At 36.9% G+C, this 26,095-nt stretch carries 18 protein-coding genes, 4 tRNA genes and 2 riboswitches; of the genes, 20 read left to right on the top strand and 2 right to left on the bottom strand.

What is annotated here, in order from left to right; all coding sequences use genetic code 11:
• The first annotated feature begins 4 nt into the window (after positions 1 to 4).
• The 6 genes from V1L66_RS21700 (at position 5) to V1L66_RS21675 (ending at position 2,717) form a co-directional block, all read left to right on the top strand.
• A tRNA-Gly gene (locus tag V1L66_RS21700) sits at positions 5 to 78 on the top strand.
• Positions 79 to 82: 4 nt separating this feature from the next.
• Positions 83 to 156: transfer RNA gene (locus V1L66_RS21695), tRNA-Ile, on the top strand.
• Positions 157 to 163: 7 nt separating this feature from the next.
• Positions 164 to 240, top strand: a tRNA-Asn gene (locus tag V1L66_RS21690).
• 1 nt (position 241) lies between these two features.
• Positions 242 to 313 (top strand) — tRNA-Glu (locus V1L66_RS21685).
• Between the two features lie 756 nt (positions 314 to 1,069).
• The gene (locus tag V1L66_RS21680; protein WP_333006840.1) at positions 1,070 to 2,116 is read left to right on the top strand and encodes a nitric oxide synthase oxygenase; all 1,047 of its coding nucleotides are present in this window, start codon (positions 1,070 to 1,072) and stop codon (positions 2,114 to 2,116) included.
• A 70-nt stretch (positions 2,117 to 2,186) separates the two neighbouring features.
• Positions 2,187 to 2,717, top strand: coding sequence for a hypothetical protein (locus V1L66_RS21675; protein WP_333006838.1), 531 nt, complete (start codon positions 2,187 to 2,189; stop codon positions 2,715 to 2,717).
• A 67-nt stretch (positions 2,718 to 2,784) separates the two neighbouring features.
• Here V1L66_RS21675 and V1L66_RS21670 read toward each other — a convergent pair whose 3' ends face one another.
• A complete protein-coding gene (locus tag V1L66_RS21670) occupies positions 2,785 to 3,993 on the bottom strand; it encodes an MFS transporter (RefSeq protein ID WP_333006837.1) in 1,209 nt (402 codons plus the stop codon).
• A 178-nt stretch (positions 3,994 to 4,171) separates the two neighbouring features.
• Positions 4,172 to 4,348: riboswitch (Lysine riboswitch) on the top strand.
• 82 nt (positions 4,349 to 4,430) lie between these two features.
• On the opposite strand from V1L66_RS21670, the gene V1L66_RS21665 reads away from it, so the two are divergent.
• The 5 genes from V1L66_RS21665 to V1L66_RS21645 all read left to right on the top strand — a co-directional run bounded on the left by V1L66_RS21665 (position 4,431) and on the right by V1L66_RS21645 (position 9,415).
• The gene (locus V1L66_RS21665; protein ID WP_333006836.1) at positions 4,431 to 5,894 is read left to right on the top strand and encodes an amino acid permease; all 1,464 of its coding nucleotides are present in this window, start codon (positions 4,431 to 4,433) and stop codon (positions 5,892 to 5,894) included.
• A gap of 152 nt (positions 5,895 to 6,046) precedes the next feature.
• Positions 6,047 to 6,739, top strand: a complete 693-nt coding sequence (locus tag V1L66_RS21660) for a response regulator transcription factor (RefSeq protein WP_312125650.1) — start codon at positions 6,047 to 6,049, stop codon at positions 6,737 to 6,739.
• A 4-nt stretch (positions 6,740 to 6,743) separates the two neighbouring features.
• Positions 6,744 to 7,679, top strand: coding sequence for a sensor histidine kinase KdpD (locus V1L66_RS21655; protein ID WP_036074991.1), 936 nt, complete (start codon positions 6,744 to 6,746; stop codon positions 7,677 to 7,679).
• Between the two features lie 130 nt (positions 7,680 to 7,809).
• Positions 7,810 to 8,733, top strand: a complete 924-nt coding sequence (locus V1L66_RS21650; protein ID WP_036074989.1) for an ABC transporter ATP-binding protein — start codon at positions 7,810 to 7,812, stop codon at positions 8,731 to 8,733.
• On the top strand, positions 8,726 to 9,415 hold the full coding sequence (locus V1L66_RS21645) for an ABC transporter permease (protein WP_333006834.1): 690 nt from the start codon (positions 8,726 to 8,728) through the stop codon (positions 9,413 to 9,415). Before V1L66_RS21650 ends, V1L66_RS21645 begins: the two co-directional genes overlap by 8 nt.
• A gap of 42 nt (positions 9,416 to 9,457) precedes the next feature.
• Here V1L66_RS21645 and V1L66_RS21640 read toward each other — a convergent pair whose 3' ends face one another.
• Positions 9,458 to 10,723, bottom strand: coding sequence for an Nramp family divalent metal transporter (locus V1L66_RS21640; protein WP_016994504.1), 1,266 nt, complete (start codon positions 10,721 to 10,723; stop codon positions 9,458 to 9,460).
• A 221-nt stretch (positions 10,724 to 10,944) separates the two neighbouring features.
• Between V1L66_RS21640 and V1L66_RS21635 the strand changes: the two genes are divergently transcribed.
• The 9 genes from V1L66_RS21635 to V1L66_RS21595 all read left to right on the top strand — a co-directional run bounded on the left by V1L66_RS21635 (position 10,945) and on the right by V1L66_RS21595 (position 25,984).
• Entirely contained in the window at positions 10,945 to 13,488 is a 2,544-nt protein-coding gene (locus V1L66_RS21635) for a LuxR C-terminal-related transcriptional regulator (RefSeq protein WP_333006833.1), read from the top strand.
• Between the two features lie 29 nt (positions 13,489 to 13,517).
• Complete coding sequence (locus V1L66_RS21630) at positions 13,518 to 16,034, top strand: LuxR C-terminal-related transcriptional regulator (RefSeq protein WP_333006832.1); 2,517 nt, start codon at positions 13,518 to 13,520, stop codon at positions 16,032 to 16,034.
• Between the two features lie 206 nt (positions 16,035 to 16,240).
• Positions 16,241 to 19,915, top strand: a complete 3,675-nt coding sequence (locus V1L66_RS21625) for an InlB B-repeat-containing protein (protein WP_409072234.1) — start codon at positions 16,241 to 16,243, stop codon at positions 19,913 to 19,915.
• A 124-nt stretch (positions 19,916 to 20,039) separates the two neighbouring features.
• Positions 20,040 to 20,297, top strand: a complete 258-nt coding sequence (locus V1L66_RS21620; RefSeq protein ID WP_128568303.1) for a hypothetical protein — start codon at positions 20,040 to 20,042, stop codon at positions 20,295 to 20,297.
• A 118-nt stretch (positions 20,298 to 20,415) separates the two neighbouring features.
• The gene (locus V1L66_RS21615; RefSeq protein WP_333006365.1) at positions 20,416 to 21,111 is read left to right on the top strand and encodes a response regulator transcription factor; all 696 of its coding nucleotides are present in this window, start codon (positions 20,416 to 20,418) and stop codon (positions 21,109 to 21,111) included.
• Positions 21,101 to 22,396, top strand: coding sequence for a HAMP domain-containing sensor histidine kinase (locus V1L66_RS21610; RefSeq protein WP_333006364.1), 1,296 nt, complete (start codon positions 21,101 to 21,103; stop codon positions 22,394 to 22,396). The genes V1L66_RS21615 and V1L66_RS21610 overlap by 11 nt, the downstream gene beginning before the upstream one ends.
• Positions 22,393 to 23,064, top strand: coding sequence for a PepSY domain-containing protein (locus V1L66_RS21605; protein WP_016993549.1), 672 nt, complete (start codon positions 22,393 to 22,395; stop codon positions 23,062 to 23,064). Before V1L66_RS21610 ends, V1L66_RS21605 begins: the two co-directional genes overlap by 4 nt.
• A 90-nt stretch (positions 23,065 to 23,154) precedes the next feature.
• Entirely contained in the window at positions 23,155 to 23,679 is a 525-nt protein-coding gene (locus V1L66_RS21600; protein WP_333006363.1) for a PepSY domain-containing protein, read from the top strand.
• 213 nt (positions 23,680 to 23,892) lie between these two features.
• Positions 23,893 to 24,042, top strand: a riboswitch (cyclic di-AMP (ydaO/yuaA leader).
• Between the two features lie 118 nt (positions 24,043 to 24,160).
• Complete coding sequence (locus V1L66_RS21595; RefSeq protein ID WP_333006362.1) at positions 24,161 to 25,984, top strand: APC family permease; 1,824 nt, start codon at positions 24,161 to 24,163, stop codon at positions 25,982 to 25,984.
• Positions 25,985 to 26,095: the final 111 nt, after the last annotated feature.

Here is a 26,095-nt window from a genome sequence, read left to right as displayed (position 1 = left end):
TATTGCGGGTGTAGTTTAATGGTAAAACCTCAGCCTTCCAAGCTGATGTCGTGAGTTCGATTCTCATCACCCGCTCCAAAATGGGCCTATAGCTCAGCTGGTTAGAGCGCACGCCTGATAAGCGTGAGGTCGATGGTTCGAGTCCATTTAGGCCCATCATTATTCCGAAGTAGCTCAGTTGGTAGTAGCACCTGACTGTTAATCAGGTTGTCGCAGGTTCGAGTCCTGCCTTCGGAGCCACGGCCCGTTGGTCAAGTGGTTAAGACACCGCCCTTTCACGGCGGTAACACGGGTTCGAATCCCGTACGGGTCATCAAGCATGTAGCACAGATGTGTGTTACATGCTTTTTTCTATTCTCCTTTAAGTATATTCTCCTTTTTCATGTTGTTGAAAAAAGATCACTAGCAGAAAAAGACCTTTTAGCAAGGTAGAGGTAGATTTCCGTTCTGCCAGCTTCCTTTCCAGGCGGCGTCCGATGAGCCGCTTCACTCACTTACGTTCGCTCCAGGGTACATCTGTGACGCTAAATCCCCCTCGGAGTGACGCTGGCTCCTCTCCAATCAACCATTCTGTAAAGTGTCTTTCCTTTTTTCATAGTAGCATAGCGATCAAAAAGCCCATTATCTATATTCTCAGAGAGGATAAGCTCTTATCTTCAATGTGGAGAAGGGAATGAGTTACAACAGCCATCCATAAGTGAATACCTACAATTTATTTGTGTGGATAAATGAGGAAGACTACTTATTGCCGGGGTTAGTCAGACAGAGACTAGCCCCAGCGCGAAAGTAAAGCGTCAGCAGCATGTAAGTAGCCTAAAATGAAAAGACTTTTATCTTTCACAAAATTCTATTGATTGCTTTGCTGCAACACTATGAAGGTTACATGATTAATGTAGTCTTTTTATAATAATTAGGATCTCTCTCCCTTACATTCTCTTACGAAAGAGAGTCTATAGAGTAAATTTGAACAAACTATTTCATATATAAAATATGTATGTTTTTTCAATTACTATTTTCATGGTGCTTGTTGTTTTGTTCCTCTAATATGAGGATAAGTGGAGGAATCGATATGAAAATACAGGAGATACAGCAGTTTTTAAGTCTATACCAGACAGAACAAAATGAATCGGAACTTTGGTTAAAGAATAGATTACAGGCAGTTAAGGATGCAGGTGAATATCACCCAACAACAGAAGAGTTAGTTTTTGGTGCACGAGTGGCATGGCGTAATAGCAATAAATGTATCGGACGTCTGTTTTGGCAGTCACTCCACGTGGTAGATGCACGCGATGTTTTAGATGAAAAGGCTATTTTCCGAAAATTACTAGAACATATTGATTATGCGACAAATCATGGGAAAATCCGTCCAACAATAACAGTATTTGCTTCAGATAGAGTACGGATTTGGAATCATCAACTAATTCGCTATGCAGGCTATGAAACAGAGGCAGGCGTTATTGGAGATTCGCAGTCCATTGAGTTTACAAAAGTATGTGAATCTCTAGGGTGGAAAGGCAAAGGAACAGCTTTTGATGTGCTACCACTCGTTATACAGGTAGATAGCCGGACTCCCCAAGTGTTTGTAATTCCTGAAGAAAATATAGTAGAGGTTCCAATCCGCCATCCAGAGTCAATCGATGTGGAGAAATTAGGAATGAAGTGGTATGCTGTACCCATTATTTCGAGTATGCGTTTTCAAATGGCAGGAATTGACTTTCAAGCAGCCCCATTTAACGGATGGTATATGGGAACAGAAATCGGTGCACGCAATTTAGCAGATCATGAGCGCTATAACATGCTACCTGCTATTGCAGAAATTTTTAATCTAGATACAACTAAACAAGCATCACTTTGGCGTGATCGTGCATTAGTCGAACTTAATATTGCTGTTCTTCATTCATTTAAAGAAGATGGTGTGAGCATTGTTGATCATCATACAGCGGCTCAGCAGTTTAAATTGTTTGAGGAAGCAGAAAAAACAGCAGGTAGAGAAGTTACAGGCAACTGGACATGGTTAATCCCGCCACTTTCGCCTGCAACGACTCATATATTTCATAAACCCTATGTAAATATATATCATACACCAAATTATTTTTATCAAAAACCATGCTATTAGAGTAAAGGAACTGTTTACTTTCAATAGTTAATTATCCATTCGTTATACTTTCGATGAGAGAGGGCTTACTATGTTAGATCAGCAAATTCCCAATATCCCATGGAGACAATTGACAACACCTTATGGTAGAGGTACAGCTATTCCTCAGCTGATTGAACAGGAGCAATACACACAGCTAACTGAGTTAATTGAACATCAAGGTACACTGTGGCAGGTGACACCATGGGTTTTGCTTATTCTTTTAAAAAAGCTTAAAAGTAAAAAAATAGAGGATGTCTCCTTACAAGAATTACAGTTATATTTAGCTGTGGCACATGCTATTACGAAGGATTATCTAGACCCAACCAATACTGTTGAAAATATGCAGGAGCTATTAAAAGTCAACTATTTATGGAGAGAACATGAGGACAATGATGAGCAGGAGTGGGAGGAAGAAACGCCAAAGGGCTATGAGCAGCAAGCTTTTATAGGCTATTACTATTATAGTTATAAGCTCTTACAAGAAGCTGTTCCTATTTTTTCTGCTATAACAGCTCGTAATAATGAAGAATCAGATTACCTTGCTGAATTGCTAACATTACTCCAGCAACTCGACAATTAAGTAATGTGGAAACACTATATAGAAATAGAGCAGATGGAGGAAGTCGATCCACCTGCTTTATTTAATTTTAATGCACATATTCATCCTTAGAGGCTCTCATTGAGCAAAAGAAGAGTAACATTGCCACAACGACAAAGAGCCATCCCGCAATATTCCAGCCACCAAATAAATCATGCAAGAAGCCAAAAAGAATAGGACCGATTGCGGCAAATAAATAACCCAAAGATTGGGCAAAGCCTGATAAATCTGCTGCTTCAAATGCAGTACGAGTGCGGAGAGTGAAGAACATCATTGCTAGAGCGAATGAAGAACCACCTGCTAACCCTAGAAGAACCATCCATAGTACTCCAAGACTTGTCCATTCCATGACAACCCCAACAAAGCCTACTAAATAGAAGGAAGTAAACATCAATACAAGTGGGCGTTGAGAAGTCATTTTGCCTGCAATAATAGGCACTGCCAAGGCCATTGGTACTTGTGAGAATTGCATGATTGAAAACATCCAGCCAGCTTTATCAGGTGCTAAACCTTGAGCAATATAGATTTCAGGTATCCAAGCTGCTGTTGTGTAGAATAATAAAGACTGTAAACCCATTGCCCCTGTGACAGCCCAAGTAACAGGTGATTTCCACAGAGGTGTACTGGTCTTTTTAGATGTAGTAACTGGTTCCGGTTTATTTGACTTTAGTTGAGGTATCCAAATTAAGATTGTAACTAGAACAAGTATGAGTGCAATGGATAGCGCCCCTTGCCAGCCTAACGATGAATTAGCTATAGGATAGCTAATACCAGCACCAAGGCCAGCAGTAAAATTCATGGACATGGTGAAAAAGGCCATCAATAAACCAACATGATATGGAAATTTCAATTTTAATAATCCAGGAATTAATACATTTCCAAAAGAAATGGCTACGCCAATTAACACAGTACCCAATAGAAGTAATTCTGTTGTACCAAGTGAGCGTAGGACAATCCCTAAGGCCAAGAGAAAAGTGGATAAAAATAATGTTAGCTCGAGCCCTAATTTGCGTGCTACAACTGGCGCAAATGGAGATATAATAGCAAAAGCCAGCAATGGAATAGTTGTTAGAAAGCCTGCCAATACATTAGATATCCCTAGATCTTCACGGATAAAGGATATAATTGGGCCAACAACAGTTAGTGGCATTCGTAATGTAGAGGCTATAAAGATAACGCCAAAGACTAAAAGTAAGGTTGTTCCTTTCCAGCTAATTTTTTTACTTGGAAAACTAGTGGAATGATCATTTGTAGTCAAAATAAAATCCCCCCTAATAATAACCATTCTAATTGAACTACTATAACACTTTATCACACTATTAAAAATAGTAGAAGATTCATAAAATACAGAACATTTCCCGTTGTATTGAAATGTCTATGGTCTTATGTTAGTATAATAAACATCATAAATTTAATAATTATATGCCTCATGTTTGTATTGAGGTAGAGGTCGCGATATTTATAAGTATGCTAATTGAAATGACAAGCATTGATGAAATTAGCTGAAAGGAAATATTGCCGAAGTGTGAGGGGACTTGAAAACCTCATGCTGGGGCTGTCTCCGAAAGGAACAGAACTGTCACGTTTGCACAACGTGTTGAGCTATCATGTAAGAAAAACTGAGGATTAACGTAGCCATCACAGTGTATATGTGATGGCATTTTTTTGCCTCATAAATAGGAAGGAAGCTATATCGTGAGTGAAATAAAAGTAAATCAGTTCGGACATAAAGCACCGAAGCTGAAAAAAGAATTAAAAAGTCGTCATATCACAATGATTTCTTTAGGCGGTACAATTGGTACGGGGCTATTTTTAGCCAGTGGTGGTGCTATTGCTCAGGCAGGACCTGGAGGAGCATTGCTTGCCTATGCTTTAATCGGTATTATGGTGTATTTTTTAATGACAAGCTTAGGGGAAATGGCTGCTTATATGCCATCATCAGGTTCATTTAGTACGTATGCAACCAAATTTGTAGATCCCGCTTTGGGCTTTGCATTAGGCTGGAACTACTGGTATAACTGGGCAATCACCATTGCTGCAGAAATTGCTGCTGTATCATTAATTATGAAATATTGGTTTCCAGATAGCTCATCAGCACTTTGGACAGTATTATTTATTGCTGTTGTACTGACGTTTAATTTACTATCCGTAAAAAGTTATGGTGAAAGTGAATATTGGTTTGCCATGATTAAAGTAGCAACGGTCATTGTTTTTATTATCATTAGCTTACTAATGATTTTTGGTATTTTAGGTGGGCAGGCTCCTGTAGGTTTCACTAATTTCTTTATTAGTGATGGGCCATTCCATGGTGGCTTCCTTGCCACATTTGGTATTTTCCTAGCAGCTGGATTTTCATTCCAAGGAACAGAATTACTTGGAATTACAGCAGGTGAAACAGATGATCCTGGTAAAAATATTCCGAAGGCTGTTAAATCTGTATTTTGGCGTATTATTTTGTTTTATATTTTAGCGATTGGTGCAATTGGGATGTTGATTCCATTCACAGATGAACGTTTATTATCAGAAGATATCGCAGTCTCACCGTTTACACTAGTGTTTGACCGCCTAGGTATTGCCTTTGCTGCTTCATTAATGAATGCCATTATTTTAACGGCTATGCTGTCAGCAGGAAATTCAGGACTATACGCATCTTCTCGTATGCTATGGCAATTAGCAGTGGATGGACATGCACCTAAATTTTTCTCAAAGCTAAGTCGTCGAGGTATTCCGATTTATGCACTTATGGCAACATTAGCTGTAGGCTGTTTAGCATTTTTGGCATCCTTCTTTGGTGATGGAGTGGTTTATATCTGGCTATTAAATGCTTCTGGAATGTCTGGCTTTATTGCATGGCTAGGTATTGCATTTAGTCATTATCGTTTCCGCCGAGCGTTTGATGCACAGGGCTTAGATCCAAAGTTATTACCTTATAAAGCTAAATTATATCCATTTGGACCATTATTTGCTTTTACTGTTTGTATGATCGTAGTCATTGGACAAAATTACACAGCCTTTACAGGTGAAAAAATAGATTGGTACGGTATCCTTGTTTCGTATATTGGGATTCCACTATTTTTAGCATTATGGTTGGGCTATAAAATAAAGCACAAAACAAAAATGCTTCCACTTAAAGATTGTGATTTAAAAGTTGAAGATTAATTAATAGAGCTGTTCTGTAAACCAAAAAGTGATGGTTTATAGGGCAGCTTTTTTTTAACACTCATGAACAAAATCTCTCCAATTAAACATCATAAATATGGTAATGTAATATACATATGGAAATTGGGTTTTAGTAGGAGAGGTGCATGATAATGCAAAAGCATATTTTACTGGTAGAAGACGATGAAGCCATTCGTGAAATGGTTGAAAATTATTTAACTATGGAAGGTTTCAATGTCACAACCGCGATCAATGGTGAAGAGGCATTACAAAATTGTTTGCAAAATACCTTTGATTTGGTCATCTTAGATATTATGATTCCTAAACTAAATGGATTGGAAGTATTAAAGATTATTCGAGAGCAGGCAGCACTTCCTATCATTATTATGTCTGCCAAAGACAGTGATGTTGATAAAGCACTAGGCTTAGGATTAGGGGCAGATGATTATATTGCTAAACCTTTTTCTATGCTAGAATTTTCAGCCCGTGTTAAGGCTGTTATCAGAAGAGCTACGAAATACTCCAGTCAAGCTGAACAAAAGCAAGAGGTCCTAGAAATCGATAATTTAAAGATAGATATCGTTAATTTCTCAATAGCAAAGAGTGGACAAGAGATAAAGCTAACATCAAAGGAATTTTCCATTTTAAAATTGTTTGTGACAAATCGTCACAGGGTTTTTACCAAAGAGCAAATTTATCAGATGATATGGAAAGATGCCTATTATGGAGATGAAAATATTATAAATGTACATATCAGAAGACTACGTGAAAAAATAGAAGATGATCCATCAAATCCTCAATATATTAAAACTCTATGGGGAATTGGCTATAAGTTTGAGGGTTAAAAATATGATGATATTTCTATTATTAATAATTGTATTGCTAATCGGGATTCTCACTTTTCAATGGAAAGTCAAGAAGGAACAAGATCGCGCTATCCAATACATTCATAGTAAACTACACGTAATTGTAAATGAACAGACGTATGAAAAGATTCTAGTTACAACTACAAATTCAGAAATTCAACAGTTACTTGTTACAATGAATGCTTTGCTAGATCAGCATCAAAAAATCCAGGCTACTCATCGTAAAATGGAAAATTCCATGAAAAAGATGTTGGCCAATATTTCGCATGATCTTAAAACACCTTTAACAGTTGTACTTGGCTATATTGAAATGCTTCAACTTCAAAATGCGATGAGTGACGAGGAACGCCAACGATTACTTACAGGTGTACATGCTAAAACATTAGAAGTGTTAAAAATTATCCATACATTTTTTGACTTGGCGAAATTAGAGGCTGGAGATACAGATTACCCAATCACTAAAATCAATGTCAGTGAAATATGCCGTAAAAATATTTTGTCTTTTTACGATCTGGTTACTTCAATGGGATTAGCTATTAATATTGATATTCCTGCAAGCCCCATGTATGCACTTGGTAATGAAGAAGCATTAAATAGGGTGCTAAACAATCTACTGTCTAATGCTATTGCATATGGAGCAGACGGCAATGTAATTGGAATTACCGTAAGAAATGAAGAAGCCAATATTGATATTGATGTGTGGGATTGTGGCAAGGGTATTGATGAATATCATATCGATAGCGTATTTGAAAGGATGTATACACTTGAGGATTCTCGCAATAAATCTTTTCAAGGCAGTGGTTTGGGACTAACGATTACAAAGCGACTAGTAGAAATAATGAATGGCTCCATCCGGTTATCGAGTATTCCTAATGAAAAAACTACTTTTACCATTTCGCTAAAACGAATGATGTATTGAATCCATTGTGCTTGTAGAGCTTTAATGCTTTGCAGGCTTTTTTACTTAAGAAATTTGTAAGAATGCAGTAATAAAATAGAGAGTTTCATTTTTTATAATGAATCTAGTCACAATTGAGGGAGAGAATTACATGACATACATTGTAAAAACAAATCAGCTTACGAAAGTTTACGATGGAAAAGAAGTTGTTTCAGCTGTCAATATGAACGTTAAGAAGGGGGAGATTTATGGATTTTTAGGACCCAATGGTGCAGGTAAAACCACTGTTATGAAGATGCTAACTAATCTAACGAAGCCTACTAGTGGGGATGTAGAAATTTTAGGGGAGAAATTGACAGACAAATCCTATGAATTACTAAAAAGAATGGGAACAATTATTGAATATCCTATTTTCTATGAAAAATTAACGGCTAGTGAGACCCTGGAATTACATTGTGAATACATGGGTTATTATGATAAGAAAGAAATTGCACATGTTCTTAATTTAGTAAAGTTAACGAATACAGAGAATAAGCAGGTTAAAGATTTTTCTCTTGGGATGAAACAGAGATTAGGCATCGCAAGAGCCATCATTACAAAGCCAGAGTTACTTATATTAGATGAACCAATTAATGGATTGGACCCAGTTGGGATAAAGGAGTTAAGAGAGCTTTTCAAGATGCTTTGTAAGGAGTATGGCATAACAATTATTATTTCAAGTCATATTCTGGCTGAAATAGAACAATTAGTCGATACAATAGGAGTTATTAAGAATGGAAGACTCATCACAGAGGTAGCGATGGACACTATAAACCGTGATCAGGTCAATTATACAGAAGTAATCGTAAGTGACGGAAAAAAGGCAGCATTTATAATTGAAAGTGAATTAAAAATTACCAATTTTAAGCTAATGGATGATAACTCTATACGTATATACGACTCAACCGTATCTCAGCAAAATCTATCGAGAGCATTAATTGAACATGACGTTGAGATTGAGGAAATTAGCAAAAAAACAAGTTCATTAGAGGATTATTTCTTAAAGCTAATTAATGGAGGCGTTGTTCATGCTTAATTTAATGCGTTTAGAAATGAAAAAGTTTCATTTAGGATCATATGTTAGAGGAGCTATCATTGCTAATTTAGTCATTCTCGGGTTTCTGTTTATGATTTTATTTATTTCTAAAGTAGAAGGGGATCCAGGGCTAGAAAATTACGAGGTTGCTTTAAGTGTCATTGATTCATTTGTAAGAGCAGTTTTTATTATTTTTGCTTCTACGTTAATAGCTAAGTTAATCATCGGAGAATATAAATTTAAAACCATTACATTAGCCTTTATGTATCCCATAAGTAGAAAGAAATTAATGGTCGCAAAGTTAGCCATTGTCATGCTATTTACTTTCAGTATGATCATTATCTCCAATGCTCTTATTACAACCATTTTTTGTGTCATAAGCGATCAATATGAACTAATTCCAGATGTACTATCAAGTTCTTTAATTATCCAGCATATACCCTCTGTATTGATGAACGCGATAGCTGCCTCAGGCATAGCTTTAATCCCATTGTATTTTGGGATGAGAAAATACTCTATACCGACAACTATCATTTCATCTATTATAATTGTGTCTGTAACTTCGTCCAATTCAGGTAACTTTACTTTAAACGATATTATTATTATTCCAATTACTTTAGCCATCGTGGGTCTGGGTATTGCTTATTTAGCTATACGGAATATTGAGAAGGTAGATGTTTAAAAAATACCAGGTACTCATGCTTAAGAGTACCTGGCTTTATTATTAGGAAAATATTGTTTCCCACAGTAAGTAGATATTCAATGCCACAACGATGACGACTACAAACCAACCTAAAACCGTTGTAATCCGATGATTGACTAAACTGCCCATGATGTCCCGTTTGCTTGTAAACATGACAAGTGGAACAAGGGCAAATGCAATACCAAAAGATAACACAACCTGACTTAGAACGAGAGCATAGGTTGCGTTTACCCCTGATGCAATAATGACTAGTGGAGGCACCATAGTAATCGCCCTACGTAAATATAGTGGTATTTTTCTTTGAATAAATCCTTGCATGACTACATCACCTGCTAAAGTTCCCACAGAGGAGCTAGCTAGCCCTGCAATGAGTAAACCTAAGCCAAAGGAAATAGCCGCCATTGGGCCAAGTGCCTCTTTTAAGCCATTATAGGCTACATCTAAATCTTCTACTACCAAGCCTTGGGTATGGAATACTGCTGCGGCAATTATAAGCATGCTCATATTGATGGCACCAGCAATAATCATAGCAATGATTATATCGATAAATTCAAAACGGAAAATACGTTTTTTTTCAGCCTCATTACGACCAATAATACGACTTTGTGTTAAAGAAGAATGTAAGTAAATAGCATGAGGCATAACGGTTGCTCCTAAAATACCTGTTGCTAATAATAGTGATTCTACCCCTTCAAAGTGTGGCGTGAACATGCCAATCGCTACATCGCCCCATGTGGGCTGTGCTAAAAATGTTTGGAAGGCAAATGCCAATACAACAATTAAAACCATACCAGAAATACCGGCTTCAAAGGCTCTAAATCCTCTTCTTTGTAACTCTAAAATAGCGAACGAGCCCACTGCTGTAATTAATGCGGCGGGAAGCATTGGGATATTGAATAGTAAATAAAGCCCTAATGCTGCTCCGATAAATTCCGCCAGGTCAGTGGCAATGATGACCAATTCTGCCTGTATCCATAAAAAGATAGATGTTTTTTTAGAAAAATGCTCGCGAGCGACTTCAGGTAAATTTTTTCCTGTTGCAATCCCAAGCTTGGCAGATAGGGATTGAATTAACACGGCCATTAAATTAGAAAAGGCTATAACCCAAAGTAGCAGGTAGCCGTATTGAGATCCTGCTGTAATATTTGTAGCAAAATTGCCAGGATCGATGTAGGCGACTGCTGCAATGAAAGCAGGTCCTAAAAATGGCAAAAATCTTCGCCAACCTTTTATATCTCCATCTAAAACCGCCTCTGCAGACGATTTTGTGACTCGTTTGTAAACCATATTGTTCCCTCGTTTCAAAAAGTATCATTAATGAAATAAAGTTTCCTATAGGAAAATAAGATATTAGTATTCTAACGCTAGGAATAAAAAAAGTGAAGTGGTTTGCTTTATCTTTCTAAAATAAGTATGCTCTTTTGGATGATGTGAATGAGTAGAAAAATCAAATTGCAGGAAAAATTAAAAATATATAGAACTAATGAATGGAGAAAGGAGACAAGATGATGGACATGGTATGGGTAAAATCAAAAGTAACAATTCCACGTACAGTGCCAGATGCATTAGAGAGGAAGAAATTATTTTCTATTTTATCTAACAATAGAATGAAGAAACTAACCATAATAAAGGCACCAGCAGGATATGGCAAAACGACACTCTTAAGCCTATGGTTGAAGCATATTGATGAATCGGTAGCATGGTTTACAATCGATCAAAATGACAATGATCCTGTGCGGTTTTTAAGGTACTTAATACATACATTATCTTTTAGCATATTGAATGAAGAGCAAAAGTTAAACAATATACTAGATGAAATAACCTCTTTTGAAACAATTGTAGATACACTGTTAAACGATTTGGATACATATAAAGGAAATATTCATATTGTTTTTGATAATTTTCAAGAAATCCACACCCCTCAAATTTATCAAATTTTAAACCGACTTATTGAATATTTACCAGCCAATGTACGGATATATATAATAACCCGAACTAATTTAGAACTTCCACTAGCAAAATGGCGTGTTAAAGGTTGGATACTAGAAGTGGGGGTGGGTCAATTATCTTTTGATTTAGAAGAGCTACAATCTTTCTTCACATCTGTTACAAATGATGAACAGAAGGATGTGCTGAAGCCTTTACTAAAGACAACAGAGGGCTGGATAGCAGGTATCCAACTGATAAAGCTATCAACAGGTGGAATGATAGATAATCTAAGTAGTGAAGAAATTTTAGCCAAAGCTAGTTCATATATTCATGAGTACTTCATGCAAGAAATTCTCTTAATATTACCTCAAGAATTGCAGGATTTTCTACTACGAACTTCCATTTTAAACTACCTAGAGCCGAGTGTTTGTACATCTGTAACAAACGAATTAAATAGTTTAACTATATTCTCAGAGCTGGAGAAAAATTGTTTGTTTATTGAACAAGTACAAGCACATCCGCCTGTTTATCGTTACCATACTTTATTTAGGCATGCCCTACAGGTAGAATTTCACAGGCAACAATCCTATGAAATGATTGCCTCTATATATTACGAGGTAGCCACTAATTTATGCCAAAGAGAAGACTATGTTGCAGCAATTGAGCTTGCCCTAAATGGCGAATTATATGAGCTTGCACATGAATGGATACAAAAATATTTAGTTGAAATATTTGCCGAGGGACATACTCTATTATTTGGGCAGTGGATACAAAAATTAAGGAATGCTCAGTTTCCAGTAGATATTAATTTGCTTGTCTTATATATTACTACACTGTTTTCAACCCATGAAATGGATCAGGCGAAGAAAATTATAGAGGAACTACTTTTTAAACAAAATAAATTGAAATGGATGGATGGTTTTCAATTTATTGCTGTATCAAAAATCTTCGAAATTATGAATGCTTATATAGGTTATATGGAAGATGGAGATCTTGAAAAAGCAAAAGTAGGTTTACAAACACGCGTAAATGTAAGAAAAAATAAGTCATCTTTATATCATATATCTTTAAAATATAATCAATTTGAGCCTAGAATTTTACGTACCTTTGTGGGAGCGCGAGGAAAATTCTTACCAGTGGGAAAAATGGAAGAACTGATTCACGTGTTGAATGAAAGTGAAATAAAGGAGCGAAATATTACAGGAGTTACCTATGGATTACTAGCTGAAATATTGTATGAGATAAATGATTTAGATAGGGCAAGTAAAGAGTTAGAAATCGGTTTACAATATGGTTTACGTTTTCAAGATCCAGGATTATTTATACCAATGTACTTGTTAAAGGCTCGTATTTATATGACTAAAAAACAATTTGAAGAAGCACATATGGTATTGATTGAAGCTATGAAGGAAACCGATAAACCTTATTGGGTCGGTATGCTCTATATTATGAAAGCACAATCTTATTTATTGGAAGGTAATATTTCATATGCGCAACAGGAGTTTTTTAGAGTGACAGATTTTATCAATTATAGAATTGCATCAAGAAATCCCTTTTATTTATTAGTTCAAGGTAAAATCCTATATGCCAACAATCAACTAGAGGAAGCATTGCAAATTGCTATTCGTTTAAAAGAAGGGGCAATTCAGGAGAAGCAAATTGTTACGCTTATTGAAGCGGGTCTGCTAGAAGCCATTTGTCATTTTTCGCTTGGGAAAGAGGATTTCGCTTTAACAGGATTACACGCTGCCCTTGAACATGGAGTTTTATATGGTTATTATCGTACATTTATAGAAGAGGATTCTATCTGGCCATTACTAAATAAATACTGGCGTATACGTCAGCATAGTAAGGGAGATACATTTAAGTCAGTGCCATTAGCATATGTAAATAAACTATTACAGAATGATAGCTCAGAAGATGAGTTTTTCGCTAACTTTACTGCAAGAGAAAAAGATGTTCTACAATTACTCGCAGAAGGTGCTTCTAATAATGAGATTGCTCATCAATTACAGCTGACAGAGGGAACTATTCGCGTCTATTTGACGGAAATTTACAGTAAAATAGGTGTGAGATCCCGTACCAAGGCCATTTTATGGGCGAAAGAATGGCTAGGCTTTTAAAGTTGTTAAAGAGAAAGGAGGTTTAAATGATGCCAAATATTTTATTAGCCTCAAAAACAACCGTACCCCAAACGGGCAAGCAAATTATTGAAAGAGAACGATTAAATGCCATTCTACATCAGTCAACAGCGAAACTTATAGTAGTGCAAGCGCCAGCAGGGTATGGTAAAACCACTTTGTTAAGTAGTTGGTTTCAGCAACTTGAAACGACAGTTGCATGGTATACAGTGGACCAAACAGATAATGATCCAATTCGTTATTGGAAGTATTTAATTCATGCTATTGGTCACTCCTTGCAGCAAGAAGCTTCCTCACGTATTGATTCTATACTCCATGCTCAACCACAGTTGCCTTTAGAATATTTAGTGGACGCTCTATTAAACGAATTATCGCTATCTACTGAAAAGGTTCATATTATGATTGATGATTATCATCATATTTTTAATGTTACCATCCATCAAACGATGACCCGCCTCATTGATTTCTTACCTGAACACTGCTTTATTTATTTGACTAGTAGATCAACTATTTCATTACCTATTGCAAAGTGGAGATTAAACCATTGCTTGCTTGAAATTGGCATGGAGCATCTACTTTTTACGTATGAAGAGGCAAAAGAATTTTATAAAAATTTAAATAAACAGCTAAAGGCAAAGGAGCTTCAAAAGGTTTTTGAGATAACAGAGGGTTGGGCTACAGGGTTACAATTAACCAATTTAGCAGGTTTCCACAATGTAGATGACAAAGAGTTTGGAGAAAGTAATTCAAATGTGATTCACTATTTAATGAATGAGGTATTTTCAAAACTAGCACCACCTCTCCAAACCTTTCTACTTTATACTTCGCTTTTGGAACAATTAACCGCAGATACATGTAATGTCCTAACAAACCGTACTGATGCTCAACTAGTATTATTAGAGCTTGATCAACAAGGACTATTTATTAGCAGAGTAGAAGCAAAAGAGCAGGTTTTTCGATATCATAATTTATTTAGAGAAGCATTGCGTCAAGAATTGAGCAATCGTTTTACCCAGCATGATATTTTAAATTTATATGAAAAAGCAGCTGTTGCTTTATATAATAATGGGAGTTTTTTATCTGCAATAGAGCTTGCTTTAAGCGGCAACGTGTTTATTTATGCTGAACAATGGATTCAGGAGCATCTTGTAACATTCCTTTCCTGTGGTCATTCCACATCCTATGTAAATTGGATTGATACTTTTTTGACGAATGGCTATGAGGTACACCCAGAATTGATGGTAATGTATGCCTATACACTCGCAGCATTCCACAATTTAGAAGATGCTTATCAGACGATACTAGACCTAGAACAAAAGCATGGGTCCAATCAATGGATGAATAAAAGTGAATATGCATCCGCTGTCGATGATTTTCTAGGTGTGAAAGCCTATGTCTTTGTCATGAAAAATGGAGATCTTTCACAAGCTGGGGAATATATTCGACAAAGGCTGGAGAGAAATCCTGTCGGGTCCAAATGGGACGCAATTTTTATACAATATAATCAAACAGAGCCTATGTTGTTTAGAACAAATATTGGCTCTCGAGGAAAATTACTTTCAGATGAACAGGCTATGTCTTTTTTCGCTAAGTTTAGAACAGGGGAATTCAAAAACTTAAGTATGACGGGCTATAGTTATGGCATGCGTGCAGAAAAATTATATGAGTGGAACCAATTTGATGAGCTACCAATAGAATTAGAGGAAGCTTTACGTTCTGGACATCAATTTCAAGATGCAGGATTGTTAGTACCGATGTACATTCTGAAAAGCAAAATAGCTGTGTTAGAAGAGCAGTATATTGTTGCTCAAGGTGTTTTAGATCATGCAATTGAAACGGTCAACGAACGTTATTGGATTGATAGTATAAGAGTAATGAAGGCACTTTTATTTTTACGTGAAGACAATATTGTCCAAGCAAAACAGGAGTTAGCCAAGATCGAAGAAAATGTGTATAGGGATTCTCCATTTTATTTACTAGTAAAAGCACGCTATTTACTCATGAAAGGGCATCTACTAGAAGCACAGCAATTGATTATACAGGTGCAATTACAGGCACAACAACAAGAACAGCTATCTACTCGTATAGAAGCTACAATTTTATTAGCCATATGTTTGGCGGAGCAAGAACAAGCAGAAGAGGCGTTGAGGACGTTACATCAAGCATTGAAATTAGCTGAACCTTATAACTATATAAGAACCTTTTTAGATGAGAATAAAATTATTCCCCTTATAAGGGACTATATTGATTTTCGCCGGAAGTGTGCTAAAGATGACTGGGATGAGGTAACCCTTGGCTATGCTTATCGATTGCTAGATTATGTTCAAGAACTAACACCAGTATTAGAAGCTCTTTCTGCTCGTGAACAAGAAATATTTTCACTACTTTCAGAAGGCGCTTCTAATAAGGAAATAGCAGAGCAACTATTTTTGTCTGAAGGGACCATACGCGTGTATCTTTCGGGAATTTACAATAAACTAGGAGTAAAAAATCGAGCCCAAGCATTATTATTAAAACAATCTAAATAAAACAAACCGCTATCAATTTTTTGATAGCGGTTTATTTATAGTTAGTGAAAAATTAACATTCCTCAATAGTAGAAGTAAATTGATTTTTTTAAGATAAAGAAGAGTGTTTTTCTTTATAAGGATAAATGTATGGAACTTCTTTATCGAGGATTCATAAAGGAAGGGGGCTATTTGAAGCTGAAAATTTACAAAAGGAGAGAGGATGAATGAAGAAAAACATTACCATTATGCTTATTGTATTACTGCTCTTTTTCCAATGGGGACAATCCCTGACCTATGCGAATGAACAAAATGACATAGAAGAAAAGGCTAAAGAAGCAGGTGGAAATGAAGTAGATAATAAGATTGAGGTTGATGATCATGAGCAAATAGATAATGATCGTAATTTAACCAATTTCAATACAAGCGAATTTGAGATACAACCAAATAGCACTGGTGTAACGATTGCTAAATATTTAGGTGCGGGGGGATCTGTTGTTATTCCTGAAACTATTGAAGGAAAACCCGTAACAATAATAGGAAATCTTGCGTTTTATGAATCTAACCTAACAGAAATAGTGATTCCTGAAAGTGTAATAACGATAGGTGATTGGGCTTTTGCCAAAACTCAACTAAGCACGATTGTGATTCCCGATAGTGTGGCGGATATAGGACGTTGGACATTCCAAAATAGTAAATTAACAAGCGTAACCATTTCAAAAAACCTAACTACCATAGGAGATCAAGCATTTTATGGTAATCAATTAGTACATGTGGACATCCCTGATGGTGTTACGGATATAGGTTATCAGGCTTTCTTTGGAAATCGATTAACAACTGTAAATATTCCTGATAGTGTAACAAAAATAGGAACCCAAGCATTTACAAACAATCGGATAACGAATCTTAAGATTCCAAATAGTGTAACAAGCATAGGAGATGAGGCTTTTGGCTATAATCAGTTAATTAATGTCGAACTTCCAAACAGTATAACAAGTATAGGAAATTATGTATTTGATAGTAATAGGTTAACAACTGTAAATATTCCAAATAGTGTTACCAGTATAGGGAAAGGGGCATTCCAAGCTAATTACTTAACGAATGTAGAACTTCCAACTAGTCTTCTTAGTATAGGGAATCTAGCGTTTTTTGGTAATAAGTTAAAAAGTATAGTCGTTCCTAATAATGTTATAAGTATAGGTGATTGGGGATTTGGTCAAAATCAACTAACATCTATACAACTTCCTAATAGTCTTCTTAGGATAGGAAATCTGGCATTTTATGATAATCAATTATCGACTGTATCGTTCCCAAACAGTTTAACGAGCATTGGGGATAGGGCATTTGAATATAATCGGTTACAATGGGTTCAATTTAATAGCCCATTAATGTTGGGAGTAAATGCATTTAACAGCCAAGGTAGTACTTTTGACGGTTGGTACCAAGATTTATCATGGGTAACAAAATGGGATGGAAATGTAACACAACCCTTGAGAATTTATGCCAAGGGAAATGTCCAACAGTACACAGTTACATTTGAAACAAATAGTGATAGTACTACCATAGAAGAACAGAAAGTATTGTCTGGGGAAAAGGTGGTAGAACCCGATGTTCCAGTGAAAGCAGGTTTTACATTTGGTGGTTGGTATAAGGATGAGGAATTGAATAAACCCTGGAATTTTAATACAGATGTGATAACAGAAAATAAAATCTTGTATGCAAAATGGTTAAAGAATTTGCATACTGTCACATTTCATTTTGATACCTACATTACAACTGTCGAAGTACCGGATGGAGCGCTACTCAACAAACCGAGTATTCCAATAAAAGAAGGACATAAATTTTTTGGTTGGTTTAACAAAGAGCGCACGGCAGAATGGGATTTTGAAAGATCTAGGGTAACATTTGATATAGATTTATATGCTGTGTGGTTGAAAAATGTATACGGTGTCAGATTTGAAGCAGGAAATAGTACTCCCCCTATAATAATTGTCGCAGAATATGGTGATAAGTTGGAAGAGCCAGAACCGCCTATCTTAGCAGGACAAATATTTGCTGGCTGGTATAAAAACCCTGCTTTAACTAAACTATGGAACTTTGCAACGGATGTGGTCACAGAGCACACAACTTTATATGCAAAATGGGATATAGTGCAACAACAGTATGTGGTTCAATTTGAGTCAAATGGTGGAAGTATGGTCCCAAGCCAAACTATTAATTCTTATATGACGGCTACTAAACCAGAAAACCCAATAAAAGAAGGATATACATTTGCAGGCTGGTATAAGGATAAAAAATTCACAACCCTATGGGAATTTGAGATAGATAAAGTGACAGAAAATATAACCTTATATGCGAAATGGGATTTAGTACAGCAATATGAGCTTAAATTTGAGTCAAATGGTGGAAGTTCAGTTCCAAGTCAAACTTTTACTTCTCCTATGAAGGCTACTAAACCAATTAATCCTACAAAAACAGGGCATCTATTTGTAGATTGGTATAAAGATGCAGAACTCAATAGTTTATGGAATTTTGAGACAGATAGGGTGACGGAGGATACAACCTTATATGCCAAATGGGAAAAGGTAGCCGTACAATATACGCTGGATTTTGAAACAAATGGGGGAAGTGCAGTAGCCTCACAGAAGGTAACTGAAGACACCTTCGCAATAAAGCCAGCAGACCCAACAAAAGCTGGATATGAGTTTGCAGGTTGGTATACAGATGCTGTATTCAGTACACCATGGAATTTTACAACGGATAAGGTAACCGAAAATACAATCTTGTATGCCAAATGGGAAAAGGTAGCCGTACAATATACGCTGGATTTCGAAACAAATGGAGGTAGCGCAGTAGTATCACAGAAGGTAACTAAAGATACCTTAGCAATAAAGCCAGCAAACCCAACAAAGGTAGGCTATGAATTTGCAGATTGGTATATGGATCCCGCATTCAGTAAACCATGGAATTTTACAACGGATAAGGTAACTAAAAATACAATCTTGTATGCCAAATGGGAAAAGGTAGTCGCACAGTATACGGTGAATTTTGAAACGAATGGAGGTAGCACAGTAACATCACAGAAGGTAACTAATGATACCTTGGCAACAAGGCCAGTAGATCCAACAAAGGCAGGTTATATATTTACAGGCTGGTATAAGGATATTGCACTGACAATACCATGGGATTTTTCTAAGGATGTAGTGAAGTCCAATATCACCTTATATGCCCATTGGGTAACAGACGGTTCATCGGGTGGTGGAGGAAGTATATCTCCGAATCCATCACCAATACCAGAGCCAAACATACCTGAAAAACAAGAGCCTAAACCTGAAGAACCAATTGATCCGCAACCAACAGAGCCAACACCCCAACAAGAGCCAGATATCATCTTTTCAGATATTTCTCAAGGACATTGGGGCTGGGCGATGATTCAGGAGATGGCAAAGCAGGGCATTATTACAGGCTATCAAGATGGCACCTTCAAGCCAAATGCACCAATTCAGCGCCAGCATGCTGCCCTGATATTGACAAGAGCATTAGAGCTAGAACCGAAAAAAGATGCGCGAGAATTTAACGATATACCTAAAAGCCATCTCTATTTTGAGGTAATCGATCAGGTGCAACAAGCAGGTCTGTTTGAAGGCATAGATGGGAACTTCCAGCCAACTACGAATATGACACGCGCTCAAATGGCAAAAGTATTAGTTCTTGCCTTTAATTTAACTTCATCGAATAAAGATACTTTCAAGGATGTGCCAAAAACTCACTGGGCACACAACTTTATCGCTATACTCGCAGGAAATGGGATCACAATTGGAGATAATGGCAACTTTAGACCAAATGATCCTGTAACACGTGCGGAGTTTGTAGCATTTTTGTATAGAGCATTGCATCAATAATAAAAAACTCACCAATGGCTATCCATAAAGCTTTTGGTGAGTTTTTTTTGTTCAAATTATTAACATTACTCAATAGTGCGTAAGGATGTAAATTATTATGCTAATAGAAAAGGAAGTGTTTCTATTGAAAATCGTTCGTCTTACCTTCTTCATACTATTCTTAAGTTTAGCTTTTGTATCGATTAAACTTTCAATTAAAACAGATGAAAGGAATTATGATTGGCGTAATAACTCTGATGGTACAGTGACAATTATTCATTACAATGGTCCACATCTGGAGTTTCCCTTTCCAAGCCGTTTAAATGGCAAAAAAGTTGCTAAGGTAAGCTCAGGAATTTTTGAGAAAAGAGATATTTACAGCTTTTTACCGAAAGTTTATTAGTTAAAGAAATAATCAGTGTCAAAAAAAGAAATGTAGTGTCTTTCTCATCATTTTCTAATTAGACTTTCACCACTTGTATCGTATACGATGAAAAGAAAAGGCGAAGGACGGATTCGACATGACACATCGAATTTTAATTATAGAAGATGAAGAAAATATTGCGAGAGTACTACAACTGGAGCTTCAATTTGAAGGATATGAGGCAACAATGGCTCATACAGGAGCAGAAGGCTTACTACAATACCGTGAGCAGCAATGGGATTTAATTTTACTTGATATCATGCTACCTGAGATGAGCGGTATTGATGTGCTAAAGCGTATTCGTGCAACAGAATCCCAAACGCCTGTTATCATGCTAACTGCCAAAAGTGAGGTAGAGGATAAGGTAAAGGGCTTGGATTTAGGAGCCAATGATTATGTGACAAAGCCTTTTGAAATTGAGGAGCTGCTGGCACGTATACGCAACGCTTTACGATTTTCGCAGAAGGTCAGCCCAAAGCAAGTTGCTCTTACATTTGGCCATTTATCGATAAACGAGCAAACAAGGGAAGTTGTATATTTCGATAAGGAACTTCAGCTGACACCTCGTGAATACGATTTGTTGTTCTATTTACTGAAGCATCCTAAACAAGTACTGACAAGGGAGCAAATATTAGAGGCTGTGTGGGGCTATGATTATTATGGGGATACAAATGTTGTGGATGTTTATATACGTTATGTACGACAAAAGCTTGAAGCTGCTAATCCAACACCTCTTATCCAAACAGTTCGAGGTGTGGGGTATGTGCTAAAGGAACATAGTTATGAGACTTAAAACAAAAATTCATCTACTAACAACATTGCTTATGCTAGTTATAGTAGTGGCAACAAATAGTGGAATTTATTTGTTGTATGAGAAATTTGCCAATGATACGGAATATAATCAGCTCCAGTCACGGGCAAATGAGTTAAGCTCCACACTGAGTCAGTTAAATACACAAACCAACCTACAGCAAGTTTTAAGAGCATATATGCCAACAGATGGTGCTGTTTATATTTATGATGGTGAACGTTTGAAAACGAAGGTTCAGGCTACACTTGAAATGCACAAGGCGCCTTCCATTACCTACACAATGCCTGCTATTTGGATAGACGGAACGGTAGTGGACATTACATTACAGCAATCTATGGAAGAAGTAGAGCGGACTTTAGACTTGTTAAAGGTCATCTTAGTTGTTGTATCTTTCGTGGCAACGATTCCAATTTTCCTAGCGAGCTTGGTACTTGGGCGACTTATTTTATTACCGCTAGAACGTTTAAATGAGACCATGCGCAAAAGTGCATCTACTGGGAAATATGAAAAAATAGATACCACAGAAAAAGGTGGGGACGAGTTAACAAACATTAACCGCACTTTTAATATGATGATGGAGAAGCTTGAACAGCATTATCAAAAGCAACAAGAATTTGTATCAAATGCCTCCCATGAGTTAAAAACGCCTATAACTGTTATTGAAAGTTATGCAAAACTACTCCTAAGAAGAGGTTTTGATAATCGGGAGGTTGCTCAGGAATCCTTACAAGCCATTGCCAATGAATCATCTCGTATGCATGAAATGGTGTTGCAATTGCTAGAACTAGCTAAAAACAAAGAGCAATTGGACGTTCATTTCGAACAACTAGAGCTTGTCCCATTCTTAAACAAAGTAGCTTCACAAATGGAACAGGCTTATCATCGAACATTTAGAATTGATGCGCAGATTCCAAAATTTATTTATAGTGATGAAAAAATATTGAAGCAGCTCCTCTTTATTTTGCTTGATAATGCTAGGAAGTATAGTGAGGATGAAGTCCATATTCTAGCCACAGAAACAACTAATCAAGTACGTATTACCATCCAAGATTTTGGTATGGGTATTCCTGCAGAGCATATTCCTCATTTGTTTGAGCGTTTTTATCGTGTAACAGAGGATCGTAATCGTAAAACAGGTGGTTCAGGCCTTGGGCTAGCAATAGCACATGAGCTGGCACAACAATTAGGTATAACGATAGATGTGAAAAGTAAGCTAGGGGAAGGCTCAAGTTTTACTTTATGTATTCCAAAGGAGGGGCAGCAATGAAAAAGTGGATGTTGATAATTGTTGTTATTATCCTTCTTTGTAGTGGAGTAATTTGGTTTGTTCAAAATCGTTATTTTTACGTTCAACCTCTTAGTGAAGAGGAGGCTATTCGCTATATTGAGACTATCTATAATGGTCATGTTACACATGTGGAAAAACAAGGAGATGCCTTTGAAATGCTTTTTACGCGAGAGGATGTTAAGTATGCAGCTATACTGGATGTTACGACACAACAGGTGACTGATCTAATCATGAAAGAAGGACAAAGTAAATTACTGTTAACTGAAAAGCAGATTAGACAAATGGTTAAAAAGGAATATGGAGATGTAGAAAGCGTTATGCTTATAGACTCCATTTACACTGTCCGTGTTGAAAATGAGAAGATTCAGAAGGATTTAACACTTGATGGTTATACTGGCGAACTACTGGCAGAGAAAAAGGTTGAACCGCAAGAACAACCTATCGAAGAGCCTATTATTACTGAGCAACAGGCCATTCAAATAGCTCTCAAGCAATTAAAGGGTGAAGTGGATTCAGTTGATTTTGAAGAAACCTCAGAGGGTGGTTACTATTTAGTCGAGATTGAAACGCAGGAGGACGAAGCTACATTTCAAATTCATGCTGTTTCAGGAAAAGTACTGTCTGTGACATGGGATGACGATCATTAAATCATTCTCATGAAATTCTAATGTTCCTCTTATAGTTCTATCATCTTCACTTGGTAAGCTAAGTTTAGATAAAACAAAGGAGAGATGAACATGAAAAACATGAAAAAAATGATAATGATTCCAGCACTAGTAATTACTCTTGGAGTGGGAGCAGCGATTGGCTCGACGACTTTATTATCAGGAAATGCCCAAGAAAAAAAGGTCTTATCCATGCAGGAAATTGAGAAGAAAGCGCTCGCGGTAGTGGATGGAACAGTTGCAAAGATCGAATTTGATCAAAATCAGTTTAGCTCTATTTATGAAGTAGAGGTGCATACAGTTACAGAAGAATATGATTTGAAATTTGATGCTTATAGTGGAAAATTACTCAAGCAGAAAAAGGAACCTCTTGATGGAGATGATTGGGATGATCATATTCCTGCTACAACAAAAATAATTACAAAAGAGCAGGCTATCAAGACAGCCCAAACAAAAGCAAACGGTAAAGTGACAAAAATTAAGCTCGATGATGGTGTATATGAAATTGAATTGAAAGACGGTCAAAATGAATACGAAGTAGACGTGGATGCAGTCTCTGGGAGCATAATAGACTTTGAACAAGGCTACGATGACTAATTTAATGAGCTGTCTTAAAGGTAGAAACATCCCTTTAAGGCAGTTTTTATTGTTTGTATTGTGGGTATATACTAGGTATTCAGGAAATTTTATTTAAGAGGCAGTTATTTAAATGTTCAAAAAAGCCTATGCTTATACTCAAAAAAAAGAAAAATTTTCTTCTTTACTTTTTCAATTAGCAGGCGTAATATGACATCATTATAAAAGTTTCAAATTTCTAAATCGCTGAAGCAACTAGACGCGGGGGAACCAATTTTGACGGATGGCATAGCCATTCTTGGGGTGAATCTCTTCCTTTTGGAGGAGTAGGGCAACTCAGGCCCGAATCCGACAGCTAACCTCGTAAGCGTTAAGAGCAGAAAAGTGGAGCTTGGCAGACGGATGAGCGTCTACAAGTCTTATTTAGTGATGACTTGTAGACGTTTTTTGATGTTATTTAGAAAGGCGAAACACATTCTATGAAACCAGAAGGTGTTTATCAATGAAATCCTCATTCAAACGTTATGTAATCGGCAAACCATTAAGATCCGATGCGTTAGGGGAACAAAAGCTAAGTAAAACAAAGGCATTGGCCATATTATCGTCCGATGCGTTGTCGTCAGTAGCCTATGGACCAGAACAAATTTTAATTGTCCTGATGACGGTAGGTACAATGGCGTTTTGGTATTCTTTACCTATTGCCGCTGGAGTGGTTATTCTACTCGTGGCACTGATTTTATCCTATCGTCAAGTTATCTTCGCCTATCCACATGGGGGAGGCGCCTATGTCGTATCTCGAGAAAATTTAGGCGTGAATGCAGGTCTCGTGGCTGGGGGTTCTTTGCTTGTTGATTATATTTTAACGGTAGCAGTAAGTGTGTCAGCTGGGACAGATGCCATTACATCTGCATTTCCAAGTCTTCACCCTTACAATGTACCCATTGCTATTATATTTGTGATTTTCTTAACGATTTTAAACCTGCGAGGTGTAACAGAGTCGGCATCTATCTTGGCGTATCCAGTTTATCTATTTGTAGGCGTTATGCTATTGCTAATCGGGGTTGGGCTCTATAATGTAGCAACTGGACAGGTGCCTGCAGAATTGCATCCAAAGATTGGTACACCAGTGGCAGGGATTAGCCTATTTATTTTATTAAAGGCATTTGCATCAGGAAGCTCAGCGTTAACAGGGGTAGAGGCTATTTCTAACGCCATACCTAATTTTAGAAATCCTGCTCCTAATAATGCTGCTAAAACGCTTTTAGCAATGGGCGGCATTTTAGCCGTTTTATTCATCGGGATTGTTAGTCTAGCTTATTTTTATGGGGTTGCACCAACAGCAGAAGCAACAGTTGTTTCCCAACTTGCAGAAGCTAGTGTTGGTCGGAATTTCCTTTATTATATTGTACAGGGGACTACGGCAATGATTTTAGTACTTGCCGCAAACACAGGATACTCAGCATTTCCATTGCTTGCTGTGAATTTATCGAAGGATGGTTTTATTCCGAGAATCTTCCAAATTCGAGGGGACCGACTTGGCTATTCAAATGGCATTTTAATGCTAGGTGTTGCAGCCATTGTTTTAATTATCTTATTTGACGGGGCCACAGAGCATTTAATTCCGCTCTATGCAGTAGGTGTATTTATTCCCTTTACATTAGCGCAAACAGGAATGATGCGAAAATGGTGGCGCGAAAAACCTAAAGGTTGGGTAGCGAGATTTACGATCAATACAATTGGGGCAGCTATCTCTTTCATCGTAGCAATGATGTTTTTTGTGACAAAAATGCCTCAAGTTTGGCCAGTATTTATCTTTTTACCAATCATTATTTTTGTATTCCATCGCATTAAGCACCATTATCAAGCTGTTGGAGAACAGTTAAGATTAAATCATGAGGAACTGGATACTATTGAGGGGAATGTTTTCATTGTGCCAGTAGCTGGTATAACAAAGGTGGTCGAAAACTCCCTACATTATGCTAAATCGCTTAAGGTTGATAAAGTGATCGCCTTTTATGTAGCTTTCGATCAAGCAGAAGCGAAAGCTTTTGAAGAGAAATGGAATTCATGGCAACCTGATGTACGATTAGTTACTTACTATTCACCATATCGAAGCATTACACAGCCATTAATTAAATTTATTGATAAAGTAGAACATCAATGTACAAAGACAGGTCATAAAGTAACGGTTGTTATCCCTCAATTCTTACCGAAAAAAGGGTGGCATCATATGCTACACAACCAATCGAGTCTTCTCATTCGTACATCCCTGTTATTTCACAGAAATGTCGTCATTATGACAGTACCGTTCCATTTATCAAAATAATGCTAGCAAGCTAGAAAATAGTCTGCTATAATCAGTACGTTGATTGAAAACACGAACGTTTACAATTAAAAAGTTCCAGAATACCATTAAATTCCGAAAAATCAAACTTTT

This window comes from Lysinibacillus sp. IITD104 (genome assembly GCF_036698265.2).
In the GTDB taxonomy this organism is placed as follows: Bacteria; Bacillota; Bacilli; order Bacillales_A; family Planococcaceae; genus Lysinibacillus; species Lysinibacillus boronitolerans.
Note: the sequence above shows the minus strand (reverse complement) of the source record. Positions and strands in the feature narration are given on the sequence as shown.